This is a genomic window from Sulfurovum sp. (assembly GCF_049668085.1).
Lineage (GTDB): Bacteria > Campylobacterota > Campylobacteria > Campylobacterales > Sulfurovaceae > Sulfurovum.
On record NZ_JBATIY010000092.1, the window covers coordinates 1 to 4,665 of the forward strand.

The 4,665-nt window shown below is 38.0% G+C and carries 7 protein-coding genes; 5 read left to right on the top strand and 2 right to left on the bottom strand.

The window, feature by feature from the left end:
- Window positions 1-272: 272 nt before the first annotated feature.
- The 5 genes from WBM70_RS06265 (at window position 273) to WBM70_RS06285 (ending at window position 3,548) form a co-directional block, all read left to right on the top strand.
- Window positions 273-1,124 (top strand): DUF808 domain-containing protein, encoded by an 852-nt coding sequence (locus tag WBM70_RS06265; RefSeq protein ID WP_424557646.1) that lies wholly within the window; start codon window positions 273-275, stop codon window positions 1,122-1,124.
- 15 nt (window positions 1,125-1,139) lie between these two features.
- Window positions 1,140-1,541 carry a hypothetical protein gene (locus WBM70_RS06270; RefSeq protein ID WP_424557647.1) on the top strand — a complete coding sequence of 134 codons (402 nt, stop codon included), beginning with the start codon at window positions 1,140-1,142 and terminating at the stop codon, window positions 1,539-1,541.
- An 80-nt stretch (window positions 1,542-1,621) separates the two neighbouring features.
- A complete protein-coding gene (locus WBM70_RS06275) occupies window positions 1,622-2,023 on the top strand; it encodes an arsenate reductase ArsC (RefSeq protein WP_424557648.1) in 402 nt (133 codons plus the stop codon).
- Window positions 2,024-2,037: 14 nt separating this feature from the next.
- Window positions 2,038-2,295, top strand: coding sequence for a hypothetical protein (locus tag WBM70_RS06280; RefSeq protein ID WP_424557649.1), 258 nt, complete (start codon window positions 2,038-2,040; stop codon window positions 2,293-2,295).
- The gene (locus tag WBM70_RS06285) at window positions 2,295-3,548 is read left to right on the top strand and encodes an arsenic transporter (protein WP_424557650.1); all 1,254 of its coding nucleotides are present in this window, start codon (window positions 2,295-2,297) and stop codon (window positions 3,546-3,548) included. The genes WBM70_RS06280 and WBM70_RS06285 overlap by 1 nt, the downstream gene beginning before the upstream one ends.
- A gap of 28 nt (window positions 3,549-3,576) precedes the next feature.
- Here WBM70_RS06285 and WBM70_RS06290 read toward each other — a convergent pair whose 3' ends face one another.
- Together WBM70_RS06290 and WBM70_RS06295 are read right to left on the bottom strand one after the other, a co-directional pair.
- Entirely contained in the window at window positions 3,577-4,128 is a 552-nt protein-coding gene (locus tag WBM70_RS06290) for a GGDEF domain-containing protein (protein ID WP_424557651.1), read from the bottom strand.
- A 62-nt stretch (window positions 4,129-4,190) separates the two neighbouring features.
- A partial coding sequence (locus tag WBM70_RS06295) for an EAL domain-containing protein (RefSeq protein ID WP_424557652.1) occupies window positions 4,191-4,665 on the bottom strand: 475 nt, incomplete at its 5' end.

The window sequence follows — 4,665 nt, forward strand, 5'->3', positions numbered from 1 at the left end:
TTACGGGTGCCATGCTCAAACATCATTCTATGATGAGTACCAAATACATGTCTCAGTGGATCGCAGCAAAAAATGCACATAAGCGTGATGAAAGTTGATGAAGTCAATACTTTTATGGATACTTTTAACACACCATTAGAGCATTTTTAGATATCTTACAAGAGATATCCTATCTCAAGATCAATGTGTTTGGATTTAAATCTGATTGTAATACATAAAAAACCTTATACTTTAAAATCTAACTGCTAAAATAGTATTAAAAAAGGATACTCATGGCAGCAGGACTTTTGGCACTATTAGATGATATTTCAGTACTTATGGATGATGTCTCAACCATGACACAAGTAGCGACCAAAAAAACCGCGGGTATACTCGGAGATGACCTCGCAGTTAATGCTGAAAAAGCATCTGGCTTTACCTCTTCTCGTGAGCTTCCTGTACTTTGGGCCATTACCAAAGGTTCTTTCATTAACAAAGCCATTATCTTACCTTTTGCATTTTTACTAAGTGCCTTTGCCCCGTGGATCATCGTACCCATACTCATGGTAGGTGGAGTTTATCTAGCCTATGAGGGTGCAGAGAAGATATACGAATACTTTTTTCCTCATGGTGAGAAGAAACATATAACCAGTCTAGAACAAAAAAGTAAAGAAGAAGTACTCGCTGAAGAAAAGTCGAAGATCAAGTCTGCTGTAATTACAGATTTTATCCTCTCTATAGAGATCATCATCATCGCTCTTAGTGCAGTTTCCAGTGAGCCTATGACAGTGCAGATAGCTGCAGTGACATTTGTGGCACTCATCGCTACAGTGGGTGTCTATGGGATAGTCGCCCTACTCGTACGTATGGATGACTTTGGCTACAAGCTCATAGCCATGAACGGTGGAGAAAGTGCCATTGGAGAATTTTTCGTGCGTTCCCTACCTAAAGTTATCAAAGCCCTTACAGTCATTGGTACCATTGCTATGCTTCTAGTAGCTGGAGGTATCTTCGTACATAATTCACACTTTGTACATGACCTTGTAGATGGTATACCGTTTATATTTGGTGACCTTTTAATAGGAATCATTGTCGGTGCTATGACTGTAGCTGTGATGATGTTCATAAAGAAAGTAAAAGCTTAAATTTAAAAACATAATATGTCATTAAATATTTTTCTAAAAACAGCTATGATTTGGTTTATCATAGCCATCTTTGCAATTATCAATGGCATATTTAGAGAAACTGTTCTAGCACCTTATTTGGGAGAATCTGTTGCACTCCCTGCCAGCGGGATCACTTTAGCCATCATTATATTCACAATCACCTATATCTCTTTTAAACTATTTGGTAAAAATAAATATCTTACCTATCTATACATTGGAATTCAATTCGCAACTATGACTTTAGTTTTTGAATTTATCTTTGGCCATTATGTCATAGGTAAATCATGGTCTGATTTATTACAGGTATTTAATATTTTTGAGGGTAATCTATTTATTATTGCATTACTTTCAAGCTTGTTTTCACCGCTTTTGGTAGCAAAAATAAAAAAACTATAACAATTATATATCAAGATATCTTGATATATAAAATTCTTTATGCTACAATCCCCACATAAATCACATAGAGGAAACCAACTATGAAGAAAAAAGTTCTCATACTCTGTACAGGAAACAGTTGCAGAAGTATTATCGCTGAAGCACTCATTAACGCTGAACTAGATGGCATAGATGCAGAAAGTTCAGGAGTCAAAGCTTCAGGAAGAGTGAATCCTAATGCCAAAAAAGTGTTAGAACAAGAAGGTATCTGGAGAGATGCGTACCACTCTAAGACACTTGACACCGTGATAGATAACGATTATGACCTAGTCGTTACAGTCTGTGGTCATGCCCAAGAGACCTGCCCTATGTTTCCAAAACCTGTGAAGACCATCCATGTAGGATTTGAAGACCCAGATGGCAAAGCATTTGAGGCTTTTGAAGAGACACTCAAAGAGATCAAAGAGATTTTACTGCCTAAAGTAAAAGAAGCACTCATATAAAAAAGGGAAATAAAATGGATAAAAATGTAAGTCAAACAAACCAAGGTATTAAAATAAATTTCACTGGTGCCGTAGAGAAACAAAATATTGTCAAGATGGTAGAGAATTGTGCGACTGGACAGTGTGAGTGTATGAGTGATGAAACAAAAAAGAAGATCACCAACATGGAAGTCAGTGGAAAAGATGGTGATGTGGCACTTGACCTTTCCGGTGATGTCAGTAAAGAAGAGATAGAAGCAGCTCTAGCTAAATCCAAAGTATTGAACGACTAATGCTGTTAGCTTCTACCCTATTCCTCATAACCCTCATCTTTGTTATATGGCAGCCAAAAGGCCTACAGATAGGTACAACTGCTATTATCGGTGCTGTTGCAGCACTGATCCTTGGTGTAGTCAGTTTTCAGGATGTCATTACAGTAACAAATATCGTCTGGGATGCGACACTTGCATTTATAGGAATCATCATTCTCTCTCTTGTACTCGATGAGATAGGTTTTTTCGAGTGGGCAGCACTTAAGATGGCAAGACTCAGCGGTGGTAACGGCAACTTGCTCTTTGTCTACATCCTGCTGTTAGGCGCATTGGTCGCGGCTTTCTTTGCCAACGATGGTGCAGCACTCATTCTTACACCTATTCTCTTAGCCAAAATGAAACACTTGAACATGAAGCCTCTGGCTATCTTTGCCTTTCTCATGGCTGGCGGATTTATAGGTGACAGTGCATCAAACCCGCTGGTCATCTCAAACCTGACCAATATTGTGACTGCAGGTTTCTTTGACATAGGCTTTTGGGAGTATGCCAAGACTATGTTCTTACCTAATCTACTGGCTATCATCGCATCGATCGTTGTGCTTTGGATCTACTTTAGAAAAGATATCCCTACACACTTAGATGTCCAGAACCTGGCAACACCTGAGTCTGTTATCAAAAATATGACCATGTTCAAACTCAGCTGGTGGTTTTTAGGGCTTTTGATGATAGGTTACTTCATCGGTGACTATTTCAACTTACCTGTCTCTCTCTTTGCCTTAGGTGGAGCACTGGTCTTTTTGGCCATCGCCAACCACTACAAAGCAGTGAAGCCATTAGAGACCATCAAGTCTGCACCATGGCAGGTTGTTTGGTTCTCCATAGGTCTTTATGTGGTAGTGTACGGACTTAAAAATGCGGGACTTACCTCTTACCTGGCTGTCGTCATAAATGACTTACAAGAGATGGGAAATACTGCTGCTGTCATAGGTACAGGTTTCCTCGCAGCAGGACTCAGCTCTATCATGAACAACATGCCTACTATCATGATCATGGACATCGCCATCGCTGAGACAGGACATGAGGCTTTAGCCTACGCAAATATACTAGGTTCTAACCTTGGCCCTAAAATGACCCCTATCGGTTCGCTAGCTACCCTACTGTGGCTACATGTACTTGCTCAAAAAGGTGTAAAAATAGGCTGGGGAGAATATATGAAGGTGGGACTAGTTATCACCCCACCTGTTTTGTTTGTAGCTTTATTGGGCTTAGTGTAATCCTCACTTGAGGATTACACCACATCTATTAACTATACACTTTACTTTCAAAAAGCTTTTCATCTAACTGATCCAGTACAGATGCAAACGATTCATGCTCTATATATTGCATCACTGCTGAAGAAAATGTCAACTGAAACATCCTACTGCGATGTTTGAACTTATAGTTTGACATCCCATTTTGCATGTTCACTATGTGTTCTTCCACTTGATCTTCATTCAGATCATACATGAAGATCAAAAAATTATCTTCCATATAACGTACGATCTCATAATTAATATGGTTATTTTTCATATAGCGGATCATGTAATCACTGACCTGTTTTAAGAGCCTGTTTCCCACATTTGAATCATATTCTTTCACGATCTTATCATAATCTGAGATCTTGATACTGACCAAAAACCCAAAATCATTAAACGTTTCATTGTTATTGAGTTTTTCTTTCAGTAACCATAGTCTGTTCTTACTCTCTGTAATATCATCTGAAAAGAGTTGTTTACGCAATAAATGCATACTGTTCTTGAGTTCATTTAAGTCTATATCACACTCTTTATCCATAACTTCATTCTCATTATGCATTTGCGTTCCCTCCTTTCAATTATTAACTATTGTAATGTAAAAATGTCATAAAAATGTCATATTTACAAATTAAATCCAAATGTTTTTTTCACACTGTCCCAATGCGCTGGTTTATGCAAATGATGTCCTTGTAAATAATCAACGCCAATGCTTTTGGCAAGGATTAATATACTCTCATCACTAATATATTCAGCAATCGTCTTGATCCCTAGATCACGGCAGATGTTCACCATATTCTCCAAAATAATTCTATACTTTTCATCATGTATTTTAGAGACTAGAGAACCATCAAGTTTTACATAGTCTACATCCAGTTTCACGATGTTATCAAAGTTTGAGAAACCACTTCCAAAATCATCGATAGCGATAAGTACACCAAGTTTTTTGAGTGAAAAGATAAACTCATTGATCATTTCAAGATCTTCGATCTGCTCACTCTCTACAATTTCAACTGTCAAACGACTACCGATCTGCATCTTTTTAACCTTACGTATCAATGCATCGCAAAGTTCCGGATTGTTGATATCAACATAAGAG